Raw genomic sequence first — 23,731 nt, forward strand, 5'->3', positions numbered from 1 at the left:
CGCGCGCGCGCCGGCCCGCCCGGCGCGCACGCCCCTCCCACGCCTCACCCGCTCACGGTGAACCTCATGGCCAAGCCTTCTTTCATCAACCTGTGGAATGCCTACCCAAAGGTCTCTTCGCCTTGCGACGGCCCGTGGGACAACCAGTGCGCCATCCGCATGAGCATCGCGCTCAATGGCGAGATGGGCCTGAAGGTCAACAAGTCGACCTACACCGAACCCAAGTGCGCCCATGGCCATGCCCGTGGCGCCGAATCCCTGGCCAACTGGCTGGAGCGCCAGCTCGGCCGCCCGCAGCGCATCGGCGGCAGCGCCCAGGAGCGCGAGACGCTCAAGGCCAAGACCGGGATCATCTTCTACAAGGACTGCTTCGCCCGGGCCGGGCAAAGCCAGGAAAACCGCACGGGCGACCATATCGACCTGTGGAACCGCGGCCTGACCAAGGGCTTCTCCGACCAGAACTACCAGTCCAAGCAGGTCTGGTTCTGGGAGCTGACATGACCCGCGCGGCCCTGGCAGGTGCCCTGCTGCTGGCCCTGAGCGCCTGCGCCGATGCCGAGCTGCTGACCGCGGCCACCCTCGGCGGCCAGCCCGTGACCCTCGCCGAGCGTGCCGGCCAGTGCGTGCTCAGCCGTGGCGAGCAAAGCCTGGCGCTGGACATGCAGTGGCCGTGCAGCCTCAGCCCGGACCGCGCCGGCCAGGCCCGGGTCGAGCAGTTCAACGGCGTGCCGATCGTGCTGGTCACCCACGTGCAGCCGCACCCGACGCTCAAGGGCGAATGCCTGAAGACCTCGCGCGCCGTGCGCCTGACCCAGGCCGGCCTGGAGGCATCGACAGCGGCGCCGAGCGCCTCGTGCGACACCGGTTTCGAAGACCAGAAGCTGTTCACGGGGATGTTCCAGTGGTAGCCGAGATCGCCACCCGCGACCGCCTGCAGCCCTCGCTGCTGGACCGTCTGACCGACGACGACCCGGGCAACCCGCAGGAAGCCCCCGACAAACGCGTGCTCAGCCTGCACCAGCTCAAGGCCTCGGTACTGCGCGACCTGGCCTGGCTGCTCAACACCACCTCATTGCTCGACAGCGTCGATACCCTGAACTCCCAGGCCGGTGCCTCGGTGGTCAACTACGGCCTGCCGGCCCTGGCCGGCAACAGCGCCTCGAACATCGACCTGAGCGCCCTGGAGCGCATCATCCACCAGGCCATCGCCACCTACGAGCCACGCATCATCGCCCACACCCTCAAGGTGCGCGCCCAGGCCGCCCCCGGCGAGATGAACGCCAACGCCCTGAGCTTCGAGATCGAAGGCGACCTGTGGGCCCAGCCGGCGGCGCTGCCGCTACTGCTGCAGACCGACGTCGACCTGGAGTCCGGCCATGTCCGCGTGGCGCCCGCCGAGCGCCGGAGGCGTGCATGAACCCGCGCCTGCTCGAGCTGTACAACCAGGAACTGCAGCACATCCGCGAAGGTGCCGCCGAGTTCGCCAAGGAATACCCGAAGATCGCCGGGCGCCTGACGCTGTCGGGGATCGAGTGCGCCGACCCTTACGTCGAGCGCCTGCTCGAAGGCTTCGCCTACCTCACCGCGCGGGTGCAGCTGAAACTCGACGCCGAGTACCCGACCTTCACCCACAACCTGCTGGAAATCGCCTACCCGCACTACCTGGCGCCGACCCCGTCGATGACCGTGGTGCAGTTGCAGACCGACCCCGACGAGGGCTCGCTGGCTGCCGGTTTCCGCCTGCCGCGCGACAGCGTGCTGCGCGCCAACCTGGGGCGCAACTCGCAGACCCCCTGTGAGTTTCGCAGCACCCAGGACGTCACCCTGTGGCCCTTGCAGGTGGCCCGCGCCGAGTACTTCGGCAACCCCGGCGCCGTGCTCGGGCGCCTGGCCGCCAGCGTGCCCAAGGCCCGCGCCGGCCTGCGCCTGAGCCTGCGCAGCGGCGCCGAGATTCCGTTCGCCAGCCTGCCCTTGAGCCATCTGCCGCTGTACCTCAACGGCGCCGACGAAACCCCGTTCCGCCTCTACGAGCAACTGCTCGGCAGCGCCTGCGCGGTGTTCGTGCGCCAGCCCGGCGCCGACTGGATCGAGCGCATCCCGGTCGAGCACGCCTTGCAGGCCTGCGGCTTCGACGACCGCGAGGCGGCGCTGCCGGTGGTGCCCCAGGCGTTCCAGGGCTATCGCCTGTTGCAGGAGTATTTCGCCCTGCCGCAACGCTTCCTGTTCGTCGATTTCGCCGGCCTGGAGCGGGCGGTGCAACGCTGCAACGGCCAGGAACTGGAAATCATCGTGCTGTTCGAGCGTTTCGAGCAGAGCCTGCAGAGCAGCGTCGGCGCCGGCCAGTTCGTGCCGTTCTGCACCCCGGCGATCAACCTGTTCCCGCGCCGGGTCGACCGCATCCACCTGAGCGAGCGGGTGCACGAGCACCACGTGATCGCCGACCGTACCCGGCCTACCGATTTCGAGATTCACTCGTTGCAACGGGTCAGCGGCCACGGCACGGGCCCCGACCAGGAGTTCCTGCCGTTCTATGCCGTGCGCGACCCGTCGCGCTATGGCCGCGACCAGGCCTACTACATCGTCCGCCGCGAGCCACGGGTGCTGTCCAGCGAACAGCGGCGCAATGGCACGCGCTCCAGCTACATGGGCAGCGAGACCTTCGTCAGCCTGGTCGACGGCCAGCAGGCGCCCTACCGCCATGACCTGCGCCAGCTGGGCATCAGTGCCCTGTGCAGCAACCGCGACCTGCCGCTGTTCATGAACGTCGGCGACGGGCGCAGCGACTTCAGCCTGGCCGACAGCGCCCCGGTCGCCGCCGTGCGTTGCCTGGCCGGCCCCAGCCGGCCCAAGGCCAGCCATGCCCACGATAACCGTGCCTGGCGCCTGATCAGCCAGTTGTCGCTGAACTACCTGTCGCTGGCCGAACAGGGCCAGGGCGCCGCCGCCCTGCGCGAACTGCTGCGCCTGTACGGCGACCCGCAGGACAGCGCCCTGCTCCTGCAGATCGACGGCCTGCGCGAGGTCAGCAGCAAGCCCTGCACCCGGCGCCTGCCAATGCCCGGGCCGATCGTCTTCGGCCGTGGCCTGGAGATCACCCTGACCTTCGACGAGAACGCCTTCCGCGGCACCGGCGTGTTCCTGCTGGGCGCGGTGTTCGAGCGCTTCCTGACCCGCTACGTGTCGATCAACAGCTTCACCGAAACCGTGCTGCGCACCAGCGAACGAGGCGAGATCATGCGCTGGAACGCCAAGCCCGGACGCAGGCCGACCCTGTGAACACGCTACAGGCGATGCAAGCCGAGCCCTGGGCGTACGACTTCTTCCAGGCGCTGCGCCGCCTCGAGGCGGAAAACCCGGAGCTGCCACGCTTCGGCCACTCGCAGCGCCTGGCCGACGAGCCGGTGCGCCTGGGCCAACGCCTGGACTGCGGTTTCGCCCCGGCGACCCTGGCCTCGGTCACCGCCGTGGACGATCAGCCGGCGCGCCTGGAGCAGTTCTTCTTCGGCCTCGGCGGCCCCAACGGCCCGCTGCCGCTGCACCTGACCGAGTACATGCGCGAGCGCCAGCGCAACCATGCCGACCCCACCAGCAAGCGCTTTCTCGATATCTTCCACCACCGCCTGCTGAGCCTGTTCTACCGCGCCTGGGCCGAGGCCCGGCCGACGGTCAGCCACGACCGTCCGGGCGACGACTACTGGGCCGCGCGCCTGGCCGCCTTGAGCGGCCGTGGCCAGCCGGAGCTGCACGGCCAGGGGCCGCTGGCCGACACCGCCAAGCTGCACTGGTCCGGTCACCTGGCCGCGCAGACCCGCTACCCCGATGGCCTGTGCAGCATCCTGGCAGGCTACTTCGGCGTGCCGGTAAAGCTCGAGGAGTACGTCGGCCAGTGGCTCGAGCTGCCCGAGCGCAGCCAGCTCGGCGTGCGCGCCAACCGCCTGGGCGTGGACCTGTGCCTGGGCCGCTACGTCTGGGACCGCCAGCACAAGTTCCGCCTGTGCCTCGGCCCGCTGAGCCTCGACCAGTACCACGCCCTGCTGCCCGGCGGGCAGGCGTTCGTCGAGCTGGCGGCGTGGGTCGCCGAGTACCTGGGCCAGGAACTGGACTGGGACCTCAACCTCATCCTTGCGCAGGACCAAGTGCCCGCGCTGCAACTCAACGCTGGCCAACGCCTGGGGTTCGATACCTGGCTCGGCCGGCCATCGCACGATGCAGGCGACCTGAAGCTGGCCCGGTACTACGCCGACCAGCCGGTCGCCGCCCCCCTCACAAGGAGTCAGGACCATGGGTGAAATCAGCCGCGCCGCGCTGTTCGGCAAACTCAACAGCGTCGCCTACAAGGCCATCGAGGCGGCCACGGTGTTCTGCAAGCTGCGGGGCAACCCCTATGTCGAGCTGGTGCACTGGCTGCACCAGCTGCTGCAGCTGCAGGACAGCGACCTGCACCGCATCATCCGCCAGTTCAACGTCGAGCCGGCGCGCCTGGCCCGCGACCTGACCGACGCCCTGGACCGCCTGCCGCGCGGCTCGACCTCGATCACCGACCTGTCCTCGCAAGTGGAAGAAGCCGTCGAGCGCGGCTGGGTGTACGGCAGCCTGATGTTCGGCGAAAGCCAGGTACGCACCGGCTACCTGCTGGTCGGCATCCTCAAGACGCCGAGCCTGCGCAATGCGCTGCTGGGGCTGTCCGGCGAGTTCGCCAAGCTGAAGATCGAGGCCCTGAGCGAACGCTTCGACGAGTACGTGGGCGACTCGCCGGAGAACGACCTGGCGGCCAGCGACGGCTTCAGCGCTGCCGCGCCGGGCGAGGCCAGCGGCGCCGTGGCCCCGGCGGCGATGGGCAAGCAGGAGGCGCTCAAGCGCTTCACCGTCGACCTCACCGAGCAGGCCCGCAGCGGCAAGCTCGACCCCATCGTCGGCCGTGACGAGGAGATCCGCCAACTGGTCGACATCCTCATGCGCCGCCGCCAGAACAACCCGATCCTCACCGGCGAGGCCGGCGTCGGCAAGACCGCGGTGGTCGAAGGTTTCGCCCTGCGCATCGTCGCCGGCGACGTGCCACCGGCGCTCAAGGACGTCGAGCTGCGCAGCCTGGACGTCGGCCTGTTGCAGGCCGGCGCCAGCATGAAGGGCGAGTTCGAACAACGCCTGCGCCAGGTGATCGAGGACGTGCAGGCCTCGCCCAAGCCGATCATCCTGTTCATCGACGAGGCCCATACCCTGGTCGGCGCCGGGGGCGCCGCCGGCACCGGTGACGCCGCCAACCTGCTCAAGCCGGCCCTGGCCCGTGGCAGCCTGCGCACGGTGGCCGCGACCACCTGGGCCGAGTACAAGAAGCACATCGAGAAGGACCCGGCCCTGACCCGCCGCTTCCAGGTGGTGCAGGTGGACGAGCCGAGCGAAGCCAAGGCGCTGCTGATGATGCGCGGCGTGGCCTCGACCATGGAGAAACACCACCAGGTGCAGATCCTCGACGAGGCGCTGGAAGCCGCGGTGAAACTGTCGCACCGCTACATCCCGGCGCGCCAGCTGCCGGACAAGTCGGTGAGCCTGCTCGACACCGCCTGCGCCCGCGTGGCCATCAGCCTGCACGCGGTGCCGGCCGAGGTGGACGACAGCCGTCGGCGCATCGAGGCGCTGGACGTCGAATTGCAGATCATTGCCCGCGAGGCGGCCATCGGCGTCGACACCGCGCAGCGCCAGGCCCAGGCCGAGCGCCTGCTGGCCGAGGAGCGCGAGCGCCTGACAGCCCTGGAAAGCCGCTGGGCCGAAGAGAAAGGCCTGGTCGACCAATTGCTGGCCACCCGCGCGCAACTGCGCGAGCAGGTCGGCGTGGTCGACCAGGAAGTGCAGGTGCAAGGCAGCCATGAACTGCGCGAGAAACTCATCGACCTGCAACAACGCCTGAGCCAGCTGCAAGGCGAGAGCCCGCTGATCCTGCCGACCGTGGACTACCAGGCGGTGGCCTCGGTGGTCGCCGACTGGACCGGCATCCCGGTGGGGCGCATGGCGCGCAACGAGATCGAGACCGTGCTCAACCTCGACAGCCACCTGGCCAAGCGCATCATCGGCCAGGACCACGCGCTGAAGATGATCGCCAAGCGCATCCAGACCTCCCGCGCAGGCCTGGACAACCCGAACAAGCCGATCGGCGTGTTCATGCTCGCCGGCACCTCCGGGGTGGGCAAGACCGAGACCGCCCTGGCCCTGGCCGAGGCCATGTACGGCGGTGAGCAGAACCTGATCACCATCAACATGAGCGAGTTCCAGGAAGCCCACACCGTCTCCACCCTCAAGGGCGCTCCGCCCGGCTACGTCGGTTACGGCGAAGGCGGCGTGCTGACCGAGGCCGTGCGCCGCCGGCCGTACAGCGTGGTGCTGCTGGACGAGGTGGAAAAAGCCCACCCCGACGTGCACGAGATCTTCTTCCAGGTGTTCGACAAGGGCGTGATGGAAGACGGCGAGGGGCGCCAGATCGATTTTCGCAACACCCTGATCCTGCTCACCACCAATGCCGGCACCGAGCTGATCGCCAACACCTGCAAGGACCCGCAGGCGCGGCCCGACCCAGAGTCGGTGGCCAGCTCGCTGCGCCAGCCGCTGCTGGAGATTTTCCCGCCCGCCTTGCTTGGCCGCCTGGTGACCATCCCCTACTACCCGCTCAGCGACGCCATGCTCAAGGCCATCACCCGCCTGCAACTGGAGCGCATCCGCAAGCGCGTGGAAGGCACCCACAAGGTCGGCTTCGCCTACGATGACGGCGTGGTCGAGCTGATCGTCTCGCGCTGCACCGAGACCGAGAGCGGTGGCCGCATGATCGACGCTATCCTGACCAATGGCCTGCTGCCGGACATGAGCCGCGAGTTCCTGACCCGCCTGCTCGAGGGCAAGCCGCTGGCCAGCGTCAGCATCAGCCGTCGTGACAACGACTTGCACTATGACTTCGGCGCCGCCGACTGACAGGACCGATCATGCTGTTCAAGCAGTTCACGCGCCTGGCGCAGATCAACAGCCCCCTGGGGCCGGACAAGCTGATCCTTGCCGAAATGGGCGGCAGCGAGGAACTCGGCCGCCTGTTCGACTTCGAGCTGCAGCTGACCAGCGACGACCCGGCCATCGACCTCAACCAGTTGCTGGGCAAGCCGATGAGCCTGAGCGTGCAGCAGAGCGTCGGCAGCTCGCGCTACTTCCACGGCATCGTCGCCCGCTGCAGCCAGTCGGTGGACCAGGGCCAGTTCGCCGCCTACCGAGTCACCCTGCGCCCGTGGCTGTGGCTGCTGACCCGCACCAGCGACTGCCGGATCTTCCAGCACCAGAGCGCGCCACAGATCATCAAGCAGGTGTTCCGCGACCTGGGCTTCTCGGACTTCGAGGACGCCCTGAGCCGCAACTACCGCGAGCGCGAATACTGCGTGCAGTACCGCGAGACCAGCTTCGACTTCGTCAGCCGGCTGATGGAGGAAGAAGGCATCTACTACTTCTTCCGCCATGAGCAGGAGCGCCACGTGCTGGTGCTCGCCGACGCCTATGGCGCGCACCAGAAAGTGCCCGGCTACGAGACCGTGCCCTACTACCCGCCGGACGGCCAGCACCGCGAGCGCGACCATATCAACGACTGGCACCTGGCCCAGGAGGTCCAGCCCGGCTCGCTGGAGCTCAACGACTACGACTTCCAGCGCCCCAGCGCGCGCATCGACGTGCGTTCGGCGATGCCGCGCCCGCACCAGGCCGGCGACTACCCGTTGTACGACTACCCCGGCGCCTACGAGCAGACCCAGGACGGCGAGCACTACGCCCGCACCCGCCTGGAGTCGCTGCAGAGCCTGCACGAGCGCGTCGAGCTGCGCGGCAACGCCCGCGGCCTGGGCAGTGGCCACCTGTTCAGCCTGAGCAACTTCAGCCGCCAGGACCAGAACCGCGAGTACCTGATCGTCGCCGCCCGCTACTACGTGCACCAGGAGCGCCTGGAGAGCGGCGGCGGCAGCGGTGCGGCGCAGTTCGAGAGCAACCTCAGCTGCATCGACGCCCAGCAAAGCTACCGCCCGGTGGGCAGCACCCTGCGGCCGATCGTCAAGGGCCCGCAGACGGCCGTGGTGGTCGGCCCTTCTGGCGAGGAGATCTGGACCGACCAGTACGGCCGGGTCAAGGTGCACTTCCACTGGGATCGCCACGACCAGTCCAACGAGAACAGCTCGTGCTGGATCCGCGTGTCGCAAGCCACGGCGGGCAAGAACTGGGGCTCGATCCAGGTACCGCGCATCGGCCAGGAGGTGATCGTCAGTTTTCTCGAAGGCGACCCCGACCGGCCGATCATCACCGGGCGGGTCTACAACGCCGAGCAGACGGTGCCCTACGACCTGCCCGGCAGCGCCACGCAAAGCGGCATGAAGAGCCGCTCGAGCAAGGGCGGCAGCCCGGCCAACTTCAATGAAATCCGCATGGAGGACAAGAAGGGCGCCGAGCAGTTGTACGTGCATGCCGAACGCAACATGGACACGGTGGTGGAGCAGAACCAGACGTTGTCGGTAGGCATCAGCCGGGTCAAGACCGTGGGCATGATCGAGACCGTGACCATCGGCCAGGACCGCCTGCGCTCGGTGCGCCAGCGCGACATCCTGCTGGTCGGTGGCGACAAGCGCGACAGCGTGCACGGCAACTACGTGATGGATGCCGGCGACCAGATCCGCCTGGTCTGTGGCGACAGCGTGATCGAGCTGAAGTCGGACGGCACCATCAATATCAGCTGCACCCAGTTCAATATCCATGCAACGGCGGACGGGATCATCAACACCGATGGCAAGCTCGACCTGAACCTGGGCGGCGGCCCGCAGGCCAAGGCCTCGGGCCAGGGCGACAAGGGCGAGATCGACGGACGAGTGAAGCAGGTGTTCAAGCAGTAGCGGCGAGGGCCTCGTCGCGGAACAAGTCCGCTCCCACGCGCCGCGATGGGGCCAGAACCGACAAGCCTCGCTTGCAGGTAACAGTGTTTTACCAATCACCCAGGTTTTCCACCGCGCGGCTTTGCCTATCCTAGGCCGGTCACCCCGTCTGCGATGGACCCATGAAAGCCGCCTTCCTCAGCCGTTACGCCTGCCTGGCCCTGTGCCTGCTGTTCACCCTCGCCAGCCTGCCCTTGCTCGCCCAGCACAGCTGGCTTTGGCCCGTCACCCTGGCCTGCGCCCTGCTCAGCCTGGTCGGCCTCAACGACCTGCGCCAAGCCCAGCACGCCGTGCGCCGCAACTATCCGATCCTGGGCAACATCCGCTACCTGATCGAAACCATCCGCCCGGAGATCCGCCAGTACCTGATCGAGGGCGACGACGACAAGCTGCCGTTCTCCCGCGCCCAGCGCTCGCTGGTCTATGCCCGGGCCAAGAACGAAAGCGCCGAGAAAGCCTTCGGCACGCTCAACGACGCCTACAAGCCCGGCTTCGAGTTCATCAGCCATTCGATGCTGCCGGTGCAGATGCCCGACCCGGCGTCGTTTCGCATCCGCATCGGCGGGCCGCAGTGCAGCCAGCCGTACTCGGCGTCGATCTTCAATATCTCGGCAATGAGCTTCGGCGCCCTCAGCGCCAACGCCATCGCCGCGCTGAACAAGGGCGCGCACCTTGGACGTTTCGCCCACGACACCGGCGAAGGCAGCATCAGCCCCTATCACCGCGAGCACGGCGGCGACCTGATCTGGGAAATCGGCAGTGGCTACTTCGGCTGCCGCACCGAGGATGGTCGCTTCGACCCCGAGCGCTTCGCCAACCAGGCCCGCGACGCTCAGGTGAAGATGATCGAGATCAAGCTCAGCCAGGGCGCCAAGCCGGGCCATGGCGGCATCCTGCCGGGGCACAAGGTCAGTGCCGAGATTGCCGCGACCCGCGGTGTACGTGAAGGCGAGGACTGTATCTCGCCAGCGGCGCACAGCGCCTTCCGCACGCCGTTGGAGTTGCTGCAGTTCGTCGCCCGCTTGCGTGAGCTGTCTGGCGGCAAACCGGTGGGTTTCAAGTTCTGCCTGGGCCACCCGTGGGAGTTCATGGGCATCGCCAAGGCCATGCTGGCCACCGGCATCACCCCGGACTTCATCGTCGTCGATGGCAAGGAAGGCGGCACCGGCGCGGCGCCCCGGGAGTTCTCCGACAACATCGGAGTGCCGCTGCGCGAGGGCTTGATGTTCGTGCACAACACCCTGGTCGGGTTGAACCTGCGCGAGCGCGTGCGCATTGGCGCGGCGGGCAAGCTGGTCAGCGCCTTCGACATCGCCAGCGTGCTGGCCATCGGCGCCGACTGGGTCAACTCGGCGCGCGGTTTCATGTTCGCCATAGGCTGTATCCAGTCGCAAAGCTGCCACACCAACAAGTGCCCGACCGGGGTGGCCACCCAAGACCCGCTGCGCCAGCGCGCGCTGGTAGTGCCGGAAAAGGCCGAGCGGGTCGCCAGCTTCCACCGCAATACCCTGCATGCCCTGGCCGAGATGCTCGCCGCCGCGGGCCTGGACCACCCCGCCGAACTCAAGCCCAAGCACCTGGCGCGGCGCATCAGCCCCAGCGAGATCAGCCTGTTCTCGCAGTTGCACACCTTCCTCAAACCGGGGGAATTGCTCAGCGGCGCGATCGACAGCGAGTTCTACGCGCGGATGTGGCGGATGGCACGCAGCGACAGCTTTGCGCCAGAGACGGGCGAAGTGGCGCAGGCAGCGCTCGCCCCGCGCCGCAAAGAAACAGCCCCGGCATAGGCCGGGGCTGCGGGTGACGCGGGATCAGGATCAGAAGATGCTGATCGGGTACTCGACGAATACGCGGACTTCGTTGCCGTCGTCCATGTAGAAGTCGGCGACGTTGCGCGAGGTACGCAGGAAGGAGCTACGCAGCTTGACCGACAGGTCCTTGGCTGGGCCTTCCTGTACGACGTAACGCAGCTGGTTGAAGATTTCGCGCTCTTTACCTTCACCATTGCCGTGGGTGTTGATGTTATCACCACGCACGTAGGCGACCTTGTAGGTCAGCCCTGGCACGCCGAAGGCGCCGAAGTCCAGGCCGTAGCCAATCTGCCAGGAGCGCTCGTCTTCTGCGTTGAAGTCGGACCAGTAGGAGTTGGCCAGGTAGATGGTCGAGCCACCGTCGCCGAAACCACCATCACGCTGGTAACCGCCGTAGTTGTAACCGGTATCGCCAGTGCTGCGCTGGTGTGCGATGGTCACCGAATGAGGACCGTACGCATAGGTAGCCGCCAGGCTCCAGATGGTGTTGTCCTGGTCACCCTCACGCATGCCCCATTTTTCGATGAACTTCTTGTCGAGCTTGGACTTGTAGCCATTGAAGTCCAAGGTCAGGGACTGGTCCGCCGCGATCGGGTAGACGTAGTTCATGCCCAGGTAGTGCTTCTTCATCACGTCTTCGTTGTCGGCGGTATACAGCGACGCGGTGAAGTTGTCGGTGAACTTGTAGCTACCGCCCAATACGTTGATTGCCTTCAGACGACCGCTGTCATGGCCTTGGGCGCTCTTCTGCACTTCGCTGGTGAAGCGACCGGCATTCAGCTCCAGGCCCTTGATCTCTTTGGAGGTGATCGAAGTACCGCTGAAGCTTTCTGGCAGCAGACGCGAATCGTCGTATTGCAGTACCGGCAGGGTCGGCATCTGGTCACCGTACTTGAGCACGGTGTTGGAGACACGGAACTTGACCGCCGCGCCAGCGCGAGACAGGTCATTGGCCGCGTCGCTACGCTTGCGCTCATTGACGGTGTTTTCGCGCTTGAAGAAATCGATGCCACCGCCGCCGTTGCGGCCCTTGCCGCCATCCAGGCGCACGGCGTAAAGCGCGAAGGCGTCAACGCCTACACCTACGGTGCCTTGGGTGAAGCCGGAGGAGAAGTTGCCAATGAAGGCCTGGCCCCACTGAGACTGGTCGTTGCTGTCGTGCTTCTTGTCACGATTGATGAATGCATTGCGCAGCAGGACGTTGGCGTGGCTGTCTTCGATGAAGCCCTTGCTTTCGGCCTGCTCATTGGCCTGTGCCTGGGTCGCGGCGATCATCGCCAGGGCGACCAGGCTGATCCTGGTTTTCAACATGTTTGTTTTCCTTATTAAGTATTCAAAAACGCTCTGCATTAGAACGCCAGGAACCAACGCCCCTTCGTAGGTTCGACGCTATGCGGATCCAAGCCGGAAGGCCCGTCGATGGTCTGCAACGGGCCTTGCAGCCGCATGGCCAAGTCATGGCCAGCAGGCGTAGACGCCGAATCCTAGCCTTGCCTGCTTATACATGTCAAAAAATCGTGAAATGCAGGTTGATATAACCAAAAACCAGGTCGGCGCTGGTGCATTTCCATGCATATCTGCCGTGGGTCAGCGCAAATTTGTCTCTTTTGTGCAAAGCCGGCGACAAACGCACAACTGTCATATGGATCGCGCGACGTTGACCCCTTCGCTGGCAAGGCCGGCGCCTACAAAAAGCATGCATCACGGCGTAGGAGCCGGACTTGCAGGCGAATAGGCGAATTCGCAAAAGCCACCCGAACGAATGTTACAAACTGATACATATGTAAAGACAAGCCTTTACGAATAGGCGAGCAATAGCAAATAGCAAGCATTACCATTCGCGCCCAATTTCTCACTAGCCAACCCGGACGCCCGTAATGCTTGCCCCTTGCCGCCTTTCGCCCCTGACCCTGGGCCTGTCGCTGCTGTGCAGCGCCGGCCTGGCCACCGCCGCCACCACGACCCTGCCGGAAACCGCGGTCACCGCCGACAGCACCCGCGAGGAAGACAACCCACGCGTGCGCGAAGTGACCACCGCGACCCGTACCTCGACCCCGGCACGCTACGTGCCCCAGGCCATCGACTCGGTGAAGACGCGCAACGTGCTGGACTACGGCAGCAGCAACCTGGGCAAGGCGCTCGAGGGCATCCCCAACGTCAGCAGCAGCGCCGACACCCGCTTCGACAGCCTGCGCATCCGCGGCTTCGACGCCAGCAACGACTTCTACCTGGACGGCGTGCGCGACGACAGCCAGTACACCCGTGATCTGCACAACATCGAACGGGTCGAGGTACTCAAGGGCCCGGCGGCGGTGCTGTATGGCCGTGGCAGCCAGGGCGGCATCGTCAACCGGGTGAGCAAGGCGCCGGAACACGGCCGCCGCTCGACCGTCGAGGCCCAGGGCGGCAGCCAGGACCTGCGCAGCCTGTACGCCGACCTCAGCGCCGACCCCAGCGACACCCTGAGCCTGCGCCTGAACCTGGGCAACGAGGACAAGAACAGCTTCCGTGACGGCATCGACGGCAACCACCGCCAGTTGTTCGCGCCGTCCATGAGCTGGCAGCTGAACCCCGACCTGAACTGGCTGGTGCAATACGAGTACAGCCGCTACAACCGCACCCCGGACCGTGGCATCCCAGGCAACCCGTTGACCGGGCGCCCGGCCGACGTCAGCCGCAAGACCACCTACGGCGACACCCAGCGCGACTACATCGACGACCGCGCGCAATCGCTGCGCTCGCGCCTGAACTACGACCTCAACGACCAGTGGCAGCTGCGCCACACCTTCAGCCTGTTCAAGCTGGAGAGCGATTTCGACAATACCTACCTCACCGGCTACACCCCGTCGACCGGCATGGTCGGGCGCCAGCGCTGGTTGCAGGACCTGAGCACGCGCAATGTGTACAACACCGTCGAACTCGAAGGCCATGTGCAGACCTACGGCCTGGAGCACACGTTGCTGGTGGGCCTGGAAGTGGGCGAGCAACGTCGCCACTCACGCCTCGACCAGGGTGTCGGTGTGCCCGGCGTGCCGATCGGTGGCTCCAGCGCGGCCAATCGGCACAACGGGGCGATGAAGCTGTTCAGCAACAACGTCACCGACGTCGACAGCACTGGCCTGTACCTGCAAGACCAGATCCGCCTGAACGATGAATGGCAAGTGCTGCTGGGCGGGCGTTTCGACCGCTTCGAGGTGCAGACCACCAACAAGATGCGCGGCATTGCCGAGACCCAAAAGGACAACAGTTTCAGCCCGCGCGTGGGGGTGGTCTACACGCCGTGGCGCGAGCACTCCTTCTATGCCTCCTGGAGCAAGAGCTATTCCCCGGTCGGTGGCGGCCTGATCGGCATCACCCCCGGCGCTGCCGGCAATGCCAACCAGACCGACCCGGAGCTCACCCGCCAGAAGGAAATCGGGATCAAGAGCGAGTGGTTCGACGAGCGCCTGAGCACCACCCTCGCCGCCTACGAGCTGGAGCTGTACAACCGCCGTACCCGCGACCCGCAGAACCCCGAAATCATTCTGCTGAGTGGCCTGCAACGTTCGCGCGGCATCGAGCTGACCGCCACCGGCAATGTGGTTGGCAACTGGTACGTACGAGGCGGTATCGGCCTGCAGGATGCCACCATCGTCAAGGACAACAGCGGTCAGGAAGGCAACCGCATCAACGACGTGGCCAAGCGTAACGCCAGCCTGTTCGTGACTTGGAAACCGGAGCTGGGTTGGTATGCCGAGACCGGCCTGACCCTGGTCGGCGACCGCTACGCCGACAACGCCAACACCATCGTGCTGCCCGGCTATGGTCGCTGGGATGCCCTGGCGGGCTACCGCACCCATGACTGGGATGTGCGCGCGGCGCTGAGCAATATCACCGACAAGACCTACTACAGCTCGGCCACCAGTGGCTCGCAGATCCAGTTCGGCGACCCGCGCAGCCTGGTGGTCACGGGCAGCTACACCTTCTGACCCGCCCAACCGAACCTGTAGGAGCGGCCTTGCGTCGCGATGGGGCGCGCAGCGGCCCCAGGTTCCAGCTACGCCGCATCGATCGCCGGGGCCGCTTCGCGGCCCTTTCGCGACACAAGGCCGCTCCTACAGTGCACTCATCCGCGGCTCGCGTATACCTTCCGACCCGCCCAACCGAACCTGTAGGAGCGGCCTTGCGTCGCGATGGGGCGCGCAGCGGCCCCAGGTTTCAGCTACGCCGCGTCGATCGCCGGGGCCGCTTCGCGGCCCTTTCGCGACACAAGGCCGCTCCTACAGTGCACTCATCCGCGGCTCGCGGGTGGTCACAGGGACGCGGGCCTCAGCCGACCAACGAAAACGCCACCGCTTGCGCGGTGGCGTTTTTTATTGCAACGGGATCCTTCCCGGTCAGTGCCAGACCGCCAGCAGAGCTTCGAGCTCGGCGTCGCTGATCAAGCCTTGAGGGTATCGCCCGTCCAGCAGGCGTCGTGGGTCGGTCGTCCTGACCCGATTGCTTCCATGGTGTTTCAACCACTGCGCCAACATCCTGAGCGACTGATGATTCACTGCCAGTGGGCGCAAAGCCGACTCACTCGCTGCATTCATTTCAACACGCACTCCCTGGGGCCGTGAGCGGCTAACTTAACTAAGGTTTGTTACAAAAAGGTGCGGCTCTCCTCTCCCTGAAACACACGAAAAAGCCAATACAAAAGCTATGCCATTAACCCCGGCCAGCGTGCATCACCCACAAAAAAGCCCGTCGACGGACGGGCTCTTTGCCACCAGGCAGATCAGCGCTTGAACGGTGCCGGTTGCTGCTGGGTGAGGCAGTGGATATTGCCGCCGCCCAGCAGCAATTCGCGCCCTGGGATCATCACCACTTCGTGGTCCGGGAACACCTTGGCCAGGATCGCTCTGGCCTGGGCATCGGCCGGGTCGTCGAAGCTCGGGGCGATGATGCCGCCGTTGACGATCAGGAAGTTCACATAGGAACCGGCCAGGCGCACCGACGGGTCACGCGCCTGGCTGCCGAGCACCTGGTCGACGCCGGCGCATTCTTCGGCCGTGGCGAACAGCGGGCCGGGGATCGGCATCTTGTGCACCACGAATTCCCGGCCCTTGGCATCGCGGCTGTTTTTCAACACCTCGTAGGCGGCGTGGCACCGTGCATAGTTGGGGTCCTGGGGATCATCGGTCCAGGCCAGTAACACTTCGCCGGGGCTTACGTAACAGCAGAAGTTGTCGACGTGGCCGTCGGTCTCGTCGTTGTACAGGCCGTCCGGCAGCCAGACGATGGTCTGCACCGACAGGTGCTCGCGCAGGATCTCCTCGATCTGCTCGCGGTTAAGGTGCGGGTTGCGATTGCGGTTGAGCAGGCACTCCTCGGTGGTGATCAGGGTGCCTTCGCCGTCGACATGGATCGAACCGCCCTCGAGCACGAAACCTTCGGTGTGGTAGCGCTGCACGCGCTCCATCTCCATGACCTTGGCCGCCAGCTCTTCATCGCGGTTCCACGGTGCATACAGGCCGCCGTCGAAGCCACCCCAGGCGTTGAAGCCCCAGTCCACGCCGCGCACTTCACCCTGGTCGTTGATCACGAAGGTCGGGCCGGTGTCGCGCACCCAGGCGTCATCGTTGCTGATCTCGACCACACGGATGTTGGGCAGCTCGAGCTGGCGCCGGGCGTTCTCGTACTGGCCGGCGGAAACCGCCACGGTCACCGGCTCGAAGCGGGCGATAGCCTTGGCCAGGGTGACATGCGCGGCCTGCGCAGGCTTGCCGCCCAGGCGCCAGTTGTCCGGGCGCTCTGGCCAGACCATCCACACCTGGGTCTGCGGTGCCCACTCGGCGGGCATGTGGAAACCATCGGCACGGGGGGTCGAGTTGAGGGTCTTCATGGGTAACCTCTGCGAAGGCCCGGGGCCAGGGGCGCCAGGTCGGTGAGCGGATAAGGTGCAGGCCCGCCAGTATAGGTGGCAGGCTATTGGTCCGATATTACAACCGATAAATATCGACTTTAAAGCGCTTTGTGTAAAATATTTCGCCACGATAACGCCTTCATGACCGATAACAATCGATCATGAAGGCTGGCAAAAGGTCAAAGCCCTTCGGCGAGGATCCGCTCCACACTATCGACGAAGTAGTCCACGCTGGCCCGCGTGGTGCACATCGGTGGCTTGATCTTGAGAATGTTCAGGTAGTCGCCGGTCGGCTGCATGAAGATCCCCAGATCGCGCAGGCGATCGCACAAGCGCATGGTTTCCTCGGTGGCAGGCTCCAGGGTCTGGCGGTCACGCACCAGTTCCAGCCCCAGGTAGAACCCCGAGCCATGGGCCGCGCCGGCCAGCGGATAGTTATCGACCAATGCCTGCAGCCGCGCCTTGAAATGGCGCCCCACTTCCCGGGCGTTGTCCCACAGGCCTTCGTCACGCATCACATCGAGCACCGCGATACCGATACGGCAACTGACCGGGCTGCCGCCGGCGGACGAGAAGAAATAGCCCTCGGCCTCCAGTGCCTCGGCGATCTCCCGACGGGTGATCACCGCGCCCAGTGGCTGGCCGTTGCCCATGCCCTTGGCCATGGTGATGATGTCGGGCACCACGCCTTGCTCCTCGAAGCCCCAGAAGTACTCGCCCAGGCGTCCGTAACCGACCTGCACCTCGTCGGCGATGCACACGCCGCCGCGCTGGCGTACCTGGGCATAGGCCTGGCGCAGGTAGCCCGGCGGCAGCGAGATGCCCCCGGCGTTGCCGTAGACCGGCTCGCAGATGATGCCGGCCAACTGGCGTCCGCGGGCATCGAGGTCGGCAAGCTTGGCCTCGACATCGCGCAGGTAGTCGGGGCCGCTGTCGGCTCCGCGGAAGCGGCCACGGAAGGTGTTTGGCGCCTCCACCGGGTGCACCCAGTCCGGGCGGGTCTCCAGGGCCTGTGGGTTGTCGGCGATGGAGGTGGAAATCGCATCGGTGGCCACCGACCAGCCATGGTAGGCCTCCAGCACGCTGAGCAGGTCGCGCCCGCCGCTGTAGGCCCAGGCCAGGCGGATCGCCAGGTCGTTGGCCTCGGTGCCGCTGTTGACCAGGAACACCCGGTCGAAGCCCGGTGGCGCCAGCGCCAGCAGGCGCTCGGCAAACTCGGCGATGGCCGCGTAGTGAAACCGCGAGTTGGTGTTGAGCAGCGACCACTGCCGGGCCGATTCGGCGACCATGCGCGGATGGCCGTGGCCCAGCACCGCGACGTTGTTGAGCATGTCCAGGTACGAGCGGCCCTGCATGTCGATCAGGTAGTTGCGCCAACCGCGCTCGATGTGCGGCGGCTGGGCGTAATAATGCTTCTGCGAGCGGGCAAAGCTGGCATCGCGACGGGCCAGCAGGGCCTGGGGGTCGGCCAAGGGTTCGGCGTCGCACGCAAAGCCCAGCAGCACCCGTGGCGACGGGCATAGCGCCAGCCAGGCGGCGGCACGCGATGGCGTGGCGAAGAACGGCGGCTGCAGATCCGCCACCCGGCACAGCTGCACACTGAGCAAACCACAGGTGGCGCCTAGCGCCTGGCCCTTCGCCAACGCCTGGCCATCGGCCGGCGCCTGCTCCAGGCCATTGAGCCACAGGCTCCAGTGCGCCGTGCGCAGGCAGCCACGGCCTTCGCCGCTGCGCTGCCAGGTTCCGGCCTCGGGGGCCTGCAAGGCGGTGCCGGGCGGCAGGTTGAGCTCAACCCCCAGGGCACAGGTGGCCGGCTCCTCGGGCCGGTCGATATGGGTTTGCGACAACCGGTACTGGCCGTGCAGGCTACAGGCCGGGCCGGGCTGGGCCGCGAGCAGGCGCTGGTCGAAGCCAGGTTGCTCCCAGTTGCCGGCCTCGCAATGCGCGCTGAGCACGCCGAGGTCGACCTGGGTTACCGCGTGCCCGGCCAGGCTCGGCAGCAACCGGGCACAACCGGTGAAATCCACGGCATCTGGGCCACGCCCTGCCGCCTGCAATATCGCCGCCTCCATCAACTCGGCAGGCACCGCGCAGGCGGTATCGAGGATTTCCCACTCGTGGTCGATGTTGTCGCGGATGTACTGGTTGCCGGGGTCGATCGCCAATTGCTGCTCGCTGCTCAGCACCAGTACCGCGGCGCGGTTCAGGACCAGCGGCCACAATGCCCGCAGTTCGGCGTCCTGTAGCGGGTTGAGCGCCTGGTAGGCGCTGACCGCCGGGAGGATGCGCAGCGGATCGCCTTCGGCGTGGTGCAACAAGGCCGCGCAGGTCACCGACAGCTCGGCAACGCGCCAGGTGCGCAGCAGATCGCCGAAATCGATGACACCTCGCACCTGCCACTGGCGCTGCTCATCACGAAGCCAGACCACGTTGTCATCGGTGATGTCCAGGTGCACGGCCTGGATCGGCAGCTTATCGATCAACGGCTGCAAACGTTCACCGGCCTCACGTGCAACCTGCTCGATCCGGATACGGCGCTGGCCATCCCGCACCGCCGACAGCAAATGGCCGATCAACGCCTGGGCATGGCGCGGATCCCATTGCAGCGTGCGCTCAAGGCCCGGGTGGTCGAAGCCGGCCAACGCCAGGTCGACCTTGGCGCACAGCGCGCCCAGCTCGGCGATCACCCGCGCCGGCAAGTGCTTCAAACGCGTCAGCGGCTCGCCGTCGAGGTACTCCAGCAGCCGCACCCGCAATGCCTGCCCCTCGATGTCCAGCGCCAGCAGCCCCTCGCCATTGCTGGCCGGGCGCACGGCCGGGACCGGCAAGCCCTGCCCGCGCAGATACTCCAGCGCGGCATGCTGGGCCTCCAGCTCCACCTGGGCGTAGCTGCCATGGCAGGCCTTGAGCACGAAACGCGCTTGCCCGCAGTCGACCCGCAGGTTCAGGTCCTGCTGGCTGCCCAGGGCCCGCAGGCTGCCCTGCAGATCGTAGTGCGCCCGCAACAAGGCATGGGCCTGGGCCTCGCCAAGCAGGGGGGCCGGTAGGCTGGAGCGCTGGAGCAGGGTAGAGAGGGACATGCAGGAAGCCTCGTTTTTTTCCTGTATATCGCCATCAGTCAGGCCGCTTGGCAAGCTGCCAGCGCACAATCAGCGCGTCACTCGCGCGGCACGGCCCAATACCTGGCTTGCCCTGGCAACGCCATGGACAGGCGCAAGGCCCCATGGCATCAACACGAAGCGCTGATCGACTGCCTGAAGTAGCGCATAATTGCGCCAGACTTTTTCTGGCGCGACGACCGCGATGATTCCAAGACCCACGCCTCCACGCCGCCCCCGCTGGCGCAGCCTGGCCTTGCTGGCGCTGTGCCTGGCGCCGCTGCTGTGGCCGCTGCACCACCTGGCGCAGCGATACTACCAGGACGAACTGGCCTCGCAGAACCGCCAGACCCTCGACCTCTACGTGGCCAACCTGCTCGGCACCCTGCACCGCTACGAGACCCTGCCGCAGATCCTCGGCGACCTGCCGGCGCTGCGTGGCGTGCTGGCCGACCCGTTGCGCCTGGAATCGGTGACCAACGCCAACCGCCTGCTCAAGGACATCGCCCACCAAACCGGCGCCGAGGTGATGTACCTGATGGACGTCAGCGGCAATACCCTGGCGGCCTCCAACTGGGACAAGCAGGACAGCTTCGTCGGCCGCAACTTCTCGTTCCGCCCGTACTTCATCGAAGCCATGGAAGGCCGCCTGGGGCGCTTCTTCGGCCAGGGCACCACCTCGGCCAAGCGCGGCTACTTCTTCGCCGCCGCCGTGCACGACCGTGAGCGGGTCATCGGCGTGCTGGTGGTCAAGGTCGACCTCGACCACACCGAAACCCTGTGGGGCCGCACCCCGGAGCAATTGCTGCTGACCGACCAGAACGGCGTGGTGGTGCTCACCTCGCGCCCGGACTGGCGCTTTCGCGCCACCCGCGCGCTGAGCGATGCCGAGCGCCAGGCGATCATCGCCATCCAGCCCTACCCGACCCAGGCCCCGCAACCGCTGAGCCTGAACCCTGACGCCTGGCTGATCCAGACCCGCAACATCCAGGAGACCGGCTGGCAGGTGAGCATCCTCGCCCCGCGCCAGCTGGTGGACCGCTCGGTGCAGACCGTCATGGCCATCGGCGCCGGCGCGCTGCTGGTGACCATGCTGCTGGCCGGCCTGGTGATGCAGCGCCGACGCCACTACATCGACCGCATCGACTTCGAAGCCCGCGCCCGCCAGGAGCTGGAAAACCGCGTGATCGAACGCACCGCCGACCTGGAGGGCCTCAACACCCGGCTCAAGAGCGCCGTGCTGGAGCGGGAGAATGCCCAGCAGGAGCTGGTGCGCGCCCAGGACGAACTGGTCCAGGCCGGCAAGCTGTCGGTGCTGGGCACCATGTCGGCGAGCATCAGCCACGAGCTCAACCAGCCGCTGGCGGCGATCCGCAGCTACGCCGAGAACGCCGAGATTCTCCTCGACCACCAACGCACCGACGATGTGCGCGGCAACCTCAAGCTGATTGGCGAACTGACCGGGCGCATGGCCTCGATCATCACCCACCTGCGCGCCTTCGCCCGCCGCGACCAGCACGCCCCGGAAAGCGTGGCCCTGCAACCGGCACTGGACGACGCCCTGGCACTGCTGGCCAAGCGGCGCCGGGCCATGGCCGTGGAGCTGGTGCGCGACCTGCCCGAGGCCACCCTGTGGGTGCAGGCCGGCGAAACGCGGCTGCGCCAGGTACTGGGCAACCTGCTGGCCAATGCCCTCGACGCCCTTACCGAAAAAGCCAACCCGCGCAAGCTGTGGCTGAGTGCCGAACGCCAGGATGACTGCGTCTACCTGTACATTCGCGACAATGGGCCAGGTTTCAGTCGCCAGGCCCTGGAGCATGCCAAGGAGCCGTTCTTCACCACCAAGACCCGCACCCAGGGCCTGGGGTTGGGGCTGGCCATCTGCGAAAGCCTGATGCACGCGCTGGGCGGCGAGCTGCTGCTGGGCAACCACCCGGAAGGCGGCGCCCTGCTGACCCTGCGCATGCGCGTGGCCAAGCCCGGCGCCAACCTGCAATCCTCGGAGGACACCTCGGCATGACCGAGACACTGATCGACAGCCGCGCCCAGGTGATCCTGGTCGACGATGACCCCCACCTGCGCCAGGCACTGAGCCAGACCCTCGACCTGGCCGGGCTCAAGGTAGTGGCGCTGGCCGATGCCCAGGGCCTGGCCGCGCGCATCGAGCAGGACTGGCCGGGGGTGGTGGTCAGCGATATCCGCATGCCCGGTATCGATGGCCTGCAACTGCTCGAGCAACTGCATGGCCGCGACAACGAACTGCCGGTGCTGCTGATCACCGGCCACGGCGATGTGCCGCTGGCGGTGCAGGCGATGCGCGCCGGGGCCTATGATTTTCTTGAGAAACCCTTCGCCAGCGACGCTCTGCTCGACAGCGTCCGCCGGGCCCTGGCCCTGCGCCGCCTGGTGCTGGACAACCGCAGCCTGCGCCTGGCCCTGAGCGACCGCCAGCAACTGGCCACGCGCCTGGTCGGCCAGTCGCCGGGCATGCAGCGCCTGCGCGAGCAGATCGGCGCCCTGGCCGCCACCCGTGCCGATGTGCTGATTCTCGGCGAGACCGGCGCCGGCAAGGAGGTGGTGGCCCGCGCCCTGCACGACCTGTCGAGCCGCCGGGACGGGCCGTTCGTGGCGATCAACGCCGGCGCCCTGGCCGAGTCGGTGGTCGAGAGCGAGCTGTTCGGCCATGAGCCGGGGGCGTTCACCGGCGCGCAGAAGCGCCGCATCGGCAAGTTCGAGTTCGCCAACGGCGGCACGCTGTTCCTCGACGAGATCGAGAGCATGAGCCTCGACGTGCAGGTCAAGCTGCTGCGCCTGTTGCAGGAGCGGGTGGTCGAGCGCCTCGGCGGCAACCAGCTGATCCCGCTGGATATCCGCATCATCGCCGCGACCAAGGAAGACCTGCGCCAGGCCGCCGACCAGGGGCGCTTCCGCGCCGACCTGTACTACCGCCTGAACGTTGCGCCATTGCGCATCCCGGCGCTGCGCGAACGCGGCGACGACATCCTGGTGCTGTTCCAGCACTTCGCCGACGCCGCCAGCACGCGCCACGGCCTGCCAGCACACAGCCTGCAACCGGCGCAACGCGCGCTGTTGCTGCGCCACGACTGGCCGGGCAACGTGCGCGAACTGCAGAACGCCGCCGAGCGCTTCGCCCTGGGGCTGGAGCTGGCCCTCGACGGCCAGCTGCCGAGCGCCACCGCTGGCACTGCGCTGCCCATGCCCAGCGGCAACCTCAGCGAGCAGGTCGAGCAGTTCGAACGCGCGCTGATCGCCGCTGAGCTGAACCAGCCGCACAACTCCATGCGCAGCCTCGCCGAAGCCCTCGGCATACCGCGCAAGACCTTGCACGACAAGCTGCGCAAGCATGGCCTGAGCTTCGAAGGCGGCAGCGGCGGGCACGACGACCAGGAGGACAACCGTCAATGAGTAGCGATAGCCAGTACCTGCAAGCCGTGCTGCACGGCGATATCCCACTGACCCGCGAGATGGGCATGCAGGTGCTCGACTGGCACGGCCACTGCCTGCGCCTGCAACTGCCGCTGGCGCCCAACGTCAACCACAAGAGCACCATGTTCGGCGGCAGCCTGTATTGCGCCGCGGTGCTGGTGGGGTGGGGCTGGCTGCACCTGCGCTTGCGCGAACTGGGCATCGATGACGGGCATATCGTCATCCAGGAGGGGCAGATCAGTTATCCGCTGCCGGTCACCGGTACGGCGGTGGCACAGTGCCCGGCGCCGGACCAGAAGACCTGGGAGCGGTTCCTGACCATGTACCAGCGTCGCGGGCGGGCGCGGCTGACGCTGGAGACAGTGGTGAGCAACGAGGGGTACGACGAGCCTGCCGTGAAATTCACTGGCCAGTACGTTTTGCATCGCTGAAGGCTTGGGGGCGCTTCGCACCCCTTTCCGACCGGTCCGACGCCTCGGCAAGGCCGCTCCTACAGGGAAACGTGACCCCCTGTAGGAGCGGCCTTGTGTCGCGATGGGCTGCAAAGCAGCC

16 protein-coding genes are annotated in these 23,731 nt (G+C 66.7%); 12 read left to right on the forward strand and 4 right to left on the reverse strand.

Annotation, left to right across the window (positions count from 1 at the left end):
• Nucleotides 1-66: 66 nt before the first annotated feature.
• The 8 genes from NJG22_RS06210 to NJG22_RS06245 all read left to right on the forward strand — a co-directional run bounded on the left by NJG22_RS06210 (nucleotide 67) and on the right by NJG22_RS06245 (nucleotide 10,723).
• Entirely contained in the window at nucleotides 67-501 is a 435-nt protein-coding gene (locus tag NJG22_RS06210; RefSeq protein WP_134693243.1) for a type VI secretion system amidase effector protein Tae4, read from the forward strand.
• Complete coding sequence (locus NJG22_RS06215; RefSeq protein ID WP_253093241.1) at nucleotides 498-908, forward strand: hypothetical protein; 411 nt, start codon at nucleotides 498-500, stop codon at nucleotides 906-908. Before NJG22_RS06210 ends, NJG22_RS06215 begins: the two co-directional genes overlap by 4 nt.
• Nucleotides 902-1,417: a type VI secretion system baseplate subunit TssE gene (gene tssE, locus NJG22_RS06220; RefSeq protein ID WP_253093242.1), complete on the forward strand. Its 516-nt coding sequence runs from the start codon at nucleotides 902-904 to the stop codon at nucleotides 1,415-1,417. Before NJG22_RS06215 ends, tssE begins: the two co-directional genes overlap by 7 nt.
• Nucleotides 1,414-3,276 (forward strand): type VI secretion system baseplate subunit TssF, encoded by a 1,863-nt coding sequence (tssF, locus tag NJG22_RS06225; RefSeq protein WP_253093243.1) that lies wholly within the window; start codon nucleotides 1,414-1,416, stop codon nucleotides 3,274-3,276. Before tssE ends, tssF begins: the two co-directional genes overlap by 4 nt.
• Nucleotides 3,240-4,289, forward strand: a complete 1,050-nt coding sequence (tssG, locus tag NJG22_RS06230; protein WP_253093271.1) for a type VI secretion system baseplate subunit TssG — start codon at nucleotides 3,240-3,242, stop codon at nucleotides 4,287-4,289. Before tssF ends, tssG begins: the two co-directional genes overlap by 37 nt.
• Nucleotides 4,282-6,957, forward strand: a complete 2,676-nt coding sequence (tssH, locus tag NJG22_RS06235; RefSeq protein ID WP_253093244.1) for a type VI secretion system ATPase TssH — start codon at nucleotides 4,282-4,284, stop codon at nucleotides 6,955-6,957. Before tssG ends, tssH begins: the two co-directional genes overlap by 8 nt.
• An 11-nt stretch (nucleotides 6,958-6,968) precedes the next feature.
• Nucleotides 6,969-8,897: a type VI secretion system tip protein VgrG gene (locus NJG22_RS06240; RefSeq protein WP_253093245.1), complete on the forward strand. Its 1,929-nt coding sequence runs from the start codon at nucleotides 6,969-6,971 to the stop codon at nucleotides 8,895-8,897.
• Between the two features lie 161 nt (nucleotides 8,898-9,058).
• Nucleotides 9,059-10,723 (forward strand): FMN-binding glutamate synthase family protein, encoded by a 1,665-nt coding sequence (locus NJG22_RS06245; RefSeq protein WP_253093246.1) that lies wholly within the window; start codon nucleotides 9,059-9,061, stop codon nucleotides 10,721-10,723.
• A gap of 30 nt (nucleotides 10,724-10,753) precedes the next feature.
• On the opposite strand, the gene NJG22_RS06250 is transcribed toward NJG22_RS06245, so the two are convergent.
• Complete coding sequence (locus NJG22_RS06250; RefSeq protein ID WP_253093247.1) at nucleotides 10,754-12,058, reverse strand: OprD family porin; 1,305 nt, start codon at nucleotides 12,056-12,058, stop codon at nucleotides 10,754-10,756.
• Nucleotides 12,059-12,624: 566 nt separating this feature from the next.
• Between NJG22_RS06250 and NJG22_RS06255 the strand changes: the two genes are divergently transcribed.
• Complete coding sequence (locus NJG22_RS06255) at nucleotides 12,625-14,715, forward strand: TonB-dependent siderophore receptor (RefSeq protein ID WP_253093248.1); 2,091 nt, start codon at nucleotides 12,625-12,627, stop codon at nucleotides 14,713-14,715.
• 408 nt (nucleotides 14,716-15,123) lie between these two features.
• Here NJG22_RS06255 and NJG22_RS06260 read toward each other — a convergent pair whose 3' ends face one another.
• The 3 genes from NJG22_RS06260 to NJG22_RS06270 form a co-directional block, all read right to left on the reverse strand.
• Nucleotides 15,124-15,321, reverse strand: coding sequence for a hypothetical protein (locus tag NJG22_RS06260; RefSeq protein ID WP_253093249.1), 198 nt, complete (start codon nucleotides 15,319-15,321; stop codon nucleotides 15,124-15,126).
• A gap of 185 nt (nucleotides 15,322-15,506) precedes the next feature.
• Nucleotides 15,507-16,613: an agmatine deiminase gene (gene aguA, locus NJG22_RS06265; RefSeq protein ID WP_253093250.1), complete on the reverse strand. Its 1,107-nt coding sequence runs from the start codon at nucleotides 16,611-16,613 to the stop codon at nucleotides 15,507-15,509.
• 200 nt (nucleotides 16,614-16,813) lie between these two features.
• Complete coding sequence (locus tag NJG22_RS06270; RefSeq protein ID WP_253093251.1) at nucleotides 16,814-19,714, reverse strand: aminotransferase; 2,901 nt, start codon at nucleotides 19,712-19,714, stop codon at nucleotides 16,814-16,816.
• Nucleotides 19,715-19,937: 223 nt separating this feature from the next.
• On the opposite strand from NJG22_RS06270, the gene NJG22_RS06275 reads away from it, so the two are divergent.
• The 3 genes from NJG22_RS06275 to NJG22_RS06285 are packed head-to-tail and all read left to right on the forward strand — an operon-like array spanning nucleotide 19,938 to nucleotide 23,610.
• Nucleotides 19,938-21,752 carry an ATP-binding protein gene (locus NJG22_RS06275; RefSeq protein ID WP_253093252.1) on the forward strand — a complete coding sequence of 605 codons (1,815 nt, stop codon included), beginning with the start codon at nucleotides 19,938-19,940 and terminating at the stop codon, nucleotides 21,750-21,752.
• A complete protein-coding gene (locus tag NJG22_RS06280; protein ID WP_253093253.1) occupies nucleotides 21,749-23,158 on the forward strand; it encodes a sigma-54 dependent transcriptional regulator in 1,410 nt (469 codons plus the stop codon). Before NJG22_RS06275 ends, NJG22_RS06280 begins: the two co-directional genes overlap by 4 nt.
• Nucleotides 23,155-23,610: a YiiD C-terminal domain-containing protein gene (locus NJG22_RS06285; protein WP_253093254.1), complete on the forward strand. Its 456-nt coding sequence runs from the start codon at nucleotides 23,155-23,157 to the stop codon at nucleotides 23,608-23,610. The genes NJG22_RS06280 and NJG22_RS06285 overlap by 4 nt, the downstream gene beginning before the upstream one ends.
• Nucleotides 23,611-23,731: the final 121 nt, after the last annotated feature.

The sequence above is a fragment of the Pseudomonas sp. VA159-2 genome (assembly GCF_024126635.1).
Classification (GTDB): domain Bacteria; phylum Pseudomonadota; class Gammaproteobacteria; order Pseudomonadales; family Pseudomonadaceae; genus Aquipseudomonas; species Aquipseudomonas muyukensis.

Bases quoted from the DNA above. Each gene is read 5' to 3' on its own strand.
- NJG22_RS06210 (WP_134693243.1), top strand. From the start codon at position 67: ATGGCCAAGCCTTCTTTCATCAACCTGTGGAATGCCTACCCAAAGGTC.
- NJG22_RS06215 (WP_253093241.1), top strand. From the start codon at position 498: ATGACCCGCGCGGCCCTGGCAGGTGCCCTGCTGCTGGCCCTGAGCGCC.
- tssF (WP_253093243.1), top strand. From the start codon at position 1,414: ATGAACCCGCGCCTGCTCGAGCTGTACAACCAGGAACTGCAGCACATC.
- tssH (WP_253093244.1), top strand. From the start codon at position 4,282: ATGGGTGAAATCAGCCGCGCCGCGCTGTTCGGCAAACTCAACAGCGTC.
- NJG22_RS06240 (WP_253093245.1), top strand. From the start codon at position 6,969: ATGCTGTTCAAGCAGTTCACGCGCCTGGCGCAGATCAACAGCCCCCTG.
- NJG22_RS06245 (WP_253093246.1), top strand. From the start codon at position 9,059: ATGAAAGCCGCCTTCCTCAGCCGTTACGCCTGCCTGGCCCTGTGCCTG.
- NJG22_RS06250 (WP_253093247.1), bottom strand. From the start codon at position 12,058: ATGTTGAAAACCAGGATCAGCCTGGTCGCCCTGGCGATGATCGCCGCG.
- NJG22_RS06255 (WP_253093248.1), top strand. From the start codon at position 12,625: ATGCTTGCCCCTTGCCGCCTTTCGCCCCTGACCCTGGGCCTGTCGCTG.
- NJG22_RS06260 (WP_253093249.1), bottom strand. From the start codon at position 15,321: ATGAATGCAGCGAGTGAGTCGGCTTTGCGCCCACTGGCAGTGAATCAT.
- aguA (WP_253093250.1), bottom strand. From the start codon at position 16,613: ATGAAGACCCTCAACTCGACCCCCCGTGCCGATGGTTTCCACATGCCC.
- NJG22_RS06270 (WP_253093251.1), bottom strand. From the start codon at position 19,714: ATGTCCCTCTCTACCCTGCTCCAGCGCTCCAGCCTACCGGCCCCCCTG.
- NJG22_RS06275 (WP_253093252.1), top strand. From the start codon at position 19,938: ATGATTCCAAGACCCACGCCTCCACGCCGCCCCCGCTGGCGCAGCCTG.
- NJG22_RS06280 (WP_253093253.1), top strand. From the start codon at position 21,749: ATGACCGAGACACTGATCGACAGCCGCGCCCAGGTGATCCTGGTCGAC.
- NJG22_RS06285 (WP_253093254.1), top strand. From the start codon at position 23,155: ATGAGTAGCGATAGCCAGTACCTGCAAGCCGTGCTGCACGGCGATATC.